This is a genomic window from Mycobacterium sp. NGS11, assembly GCF_059813315.1.
The window spans coordinates 1-4,152 of the sequence record NZ_JCALEJ010000057.1; the positions used below are offsets into that span (position 1 = coordinate 1).

General features: G+C 65.7%; 1 protein-coding gene. It reads right to left on the reverse strand.

Features of this window, described 5'->3' with window-relative positions; translation table 11 throughout:
- A partial coding sequence (locus AC5Y4T_RS26040) for a condensation domain-containing protein (RefSeq protein ID WP_499956128.1) occupies positions 1–4,152 on the reverse strand: 4,152 nt, incomplete at both ends.

Here is a 4,152-nt window from a genome sequence, read left to right on the forward strand (position 1 = left end):
ACATACAACTCCCCCACCACCCCGACCGGCACCGGACGCAACCAACCATCCAGCACAAAAAAAGCCAAATGACCCAACGGCACCCCAATCGGGCTCACACTGACATCCACATCACGCTCGACGATTTCGCGGAACGACGCATGCACCGTCGTCTCGGTGGTGCCATACAAATTGATCAACCGCGGCAACCCCGAATGCTGGTCCATCCAGACACCCAGACGCTGCGGCTCCAACGCCTCACCAGCAAACAACACCGCCCGCAACCCCAGCCGGCCCTGCGGTTCGCAGGCCAGTGCATCGACTGCCTGCAACGCATAAAACGCCGACGGGGTCTGACTCAACACCCCGACCCGCTCACGGATCAACAACGCGTGCAAGTCTTCTGGCGAACGAGCCACCAACTCAGGCACCACCACCAAACGCCCACCACCCAACAACGCGCCAAAGATCTCACACACCGACACATCGAAGGCCAACGAATGCCACTGCGACCACACCTGACCCGCCAAACCCACACGCTCGCCCAGCGACCCCAAAAGCTCGATCACACTGCGATGAGTAACCGCCACCCCCTTCGGCACCCCCGTCGTGCCCGAGGTGTAAATCAGGTAGGCAATATCATCGGCCGCCGGCACCGCCAACCCCGCCGACGAAAACCCCGAAATCCCAGGATCCTCAACATCGATCACCGCCACACCAAAACCACCCAGCCGCGACACAAACTCAGCAGTAGTGACCACCGCGACCGGCCCGGCATCACCCACCATGAACCCCACCCGCGCCTGCGGCGCCGCCGGATCAATCGGCAAATACCCCGCCCCGGTCTTAAGCACCGCCACAACCGCCACGACCGCCTCGACCGACCGCGACAACAACAACGCCACAACCCGTCCCGGACCCGCACCCCGAGCCGCCAACAGATGCGCCAACCGATTCGACGCCTCATCAAGCTCGCGATAACTCATCGACCGACCCGCAAAACTAACCGCCACCGCCCCCGGCACACGCCCCACCTGCGCACCAAACACCGCCGGAATCGACACCCCCGACACCACCGGCGCACCCAACACCGCCCGATTACCCCACCCCCACAAACAATCTCGCTCAACACCACCAACCACACCCACCGACGACAACCGCCGCCCCGAATCACCCGTCATCCCCACCAACACCCCCCGCAACCGCCCCACCAACACCTCAACACTGGCGGCATCAAACACATCAGTGTCGAATTCGATACGCAGGCCGAGTTGGGTGCCGGGAGTGGCTTGGACCGTCAGCGGGTAGTGGTTGTATTCGCGGCTGGTGAACGCCGCGATGTTCAACCCGTCGACGCCCAACGGTGCGCCGGTGTCGATCGGGTAGTTCTGGAACACGAACAGCGTATCGAACAGTTGGTCGTGGCCGGTGCTGCGGTGGATCTCGCTAAGCGCAAGGTGTTGATGCTCAAGGGTTTTGGTGTGGGCGCGTTGCAGATGGTCCAGCAGGTCGGCGGTGCTGGTCGCGTGCGTGATGTTCGCTCGCACCGGCACCGTGTTGATCAAAAGGCCTACCATCGCGTCCGCACCGACGATGTCGGCCGGCCTGCCCGAGACGGCGACGCCGAAGGCGACATCGGGGCGGCCGGTCAGCGAGGTCAGCAGTAACGCCCAGGCGGCCTGCAGCACGGTGTTGACGGTGGTGTGCTGCGAGCGGGCCAGCTGACCGAGGGCGCGCGTGATTTCGTCCGGCAACAGATATGAGGTGACGCCTCGCGGGCCGAGCTGCGGACGCCCTGGTGGACCCACCAATGTGGGGGTGTCAAAGCCCGCCAGCACCTCACGCCAGGCCGCCTGTGCGGCGTCGAGGTCTCGCTCGGCCAGCCAGGTGACGAATCTGCGATACGGGACCGGCGCCGGAAGCCGTTGACCGTAGTAGCCGGCGAAGATTTCTTGCAACAGGATTGGCAGCGACCAGCCATCCAGCACGATGTGGTGCGAGGTCACCACGAGTTCGTGCCGGTCTGGCGCCGTACGGATCAACGTGACCCGGAAGGCCGGCGGGGCGGTGAGGTCGCAGACCGCCGCCCGTTCGGCCGCACACACCAACGGGATCTGCTGCGAGGCGTCGGCACCGTCGAGGTCGACATACCGCCAGGGTGTCTCGGGATTGGCGGGAATGACCTGTACCGGCTCGTCAAATTGTTGGCAGAAGCGCGCCGCGAGGTTCGGATGCCGACTGACCACCGTGTGAACGGCGTCGCGGAGCTTGTGCCGGTCGAGGGGTCCGCTCAACGTGATGTCGAGCTGCATCGCATAGACAGCGTCATCGTTGCCGTGCGCGGTGCTGGCGTGGAAGAACAGTCCGTGCTGCATCGGGGTCAACGGCAACACGTCAGCAATCGCGTATTGCCGCTGCAGCTCGTCGATCTGTAGCTGGCTGAGCCGGGCCGGCGCGATGTCGGACGGTGTCAGCCCGCCCCCGCCGTGTTGGACGTGCGCACAGATGCCGACGAGGGCGTCGAACCATAGCTGGCTGAGCCGGCCGACTTGGGTGTGATCCAGTGCCGATTGCGCCCACGTCCAGTTCGCGTGCAGGTACGGGCCGGCCTCGGTGTCGACGGTGCCGATGTTGAGTTCGAGGGTGTGCGCCAGCGGCATCGGTATCGCTGTGGCCGCGCCGGTGGCCGACAGGCCGTCCTGACTGATCCGCCACAAGTCGCCGAGCACGTCGGGCGCCGCGCCCAAACGACCCAGATAGTTGAATCCAATCGCCGGGTCGGCCCCGGCGAGCTCGATGCCGGCATTCAGATAGCGCAACAGACCATAGGTCAGCGGCTCGGGCACGGCGCGGAGCTGCTCTTTGGCGTCCTTTATCGCCCCGCCCAGCGCAGCCTCACCGGCCACCACCTGCGGCCAGGAAACGCCGCCTATCGTCAAGGCCACCGGATATTTGGTGGTGAACCATCCCACCGTGCGCGACAGGTCGACATCCGCGGCCAGTTCCTCATGCCGCCCGTGCCCCTCGACGTCGATGCCGACGGGAGCGCTGCCGGCGCCTCGGAAATGCGTCCACGCCAATCCGAAGGCGATCAACAAGATGTCCTGGACGCCGGCGTGGAACGCGGCCGGCACCTCAGCGAGAAGCAGCCGGGTGGTTTCGGCATCCAGTTCCACCGACAAGTGCCCAGCCGTGGCGAACGTATCCGCTTGCGGTTGGATTGCGGGCAACGCGGCGGGGGCTGCCGCCATCCGGCGCCACGCCTCGGCGTGTTCTACCACCGTTGGCTCGTGCGCCTGTCTGCTCAGCAGCGAGGCCCACCGGGCGAATGATGTTCCGCCCTCCGGCAATGTCACCGGCTGGCCGCTGTGGTGCTGCGCCCACGCGATGTTGAGATCCTCCAACAGGATTCGCCACGACACCCCGTCAACGGCGAGATGGTGAATGATCAGCGCCAGCTGGCCCGTGTCGGCAATCCACAAGGCGCGCAGCATCATTCCGGCGGCCGGATCCAATCGCGAGCGCGCCGTGATCAGCGCCTCGTCCGATAACGCGTCCGCCGATTGCAGGCAGCCGCGCGCGTCCACCGAGCCCGCCTCCGGCACGGTCAACGACCAGTCCCCGCCGTCCTCCTCATCGACGCGCAACCGCAACATGGCGTGGCGGTCGAGCAAGGCCTGCAACATCACCACCACGTCGGCCTCGGTCACCCCCGTCGGGGCCTGTACCACGATGGTCTGGTTGAACTGGTCAACCGGACCGTCCACGCCGGCCAGCCATCGGATGATCGGGGTGGGAATCACCGGCCCGACACCGGCATCGGCGAAGTCACCGACGGCGGTCATGGCCGTCGCCACTCGGGCCAGCCGGGCGACCGTCTGCTCGACGAAAATGTCGCGCGGCCTCAACGCCAGGCCAGCGGCCTTGGCCCGGGCGACCACCTGCATCGACAAAATGGAATCCCCACCCAGCTCGAAGAAGGAGTCGTCGACACCGACTTGTTCCACGCCGAGGGCTTGGGCGTAGATGCCGGCGAGTATCTTCTCGGTGCTGGTGGCTGGGGCGCGGTAGTGCTCCGTGTTGTAGTCCGGTGTGGGCAGGGCGCGTTTGTCGAGTTTGCCGTTGCTCGTTAACGGCAGATGGTCGAGGCCCACGAGCGCGGTGGGCACCATG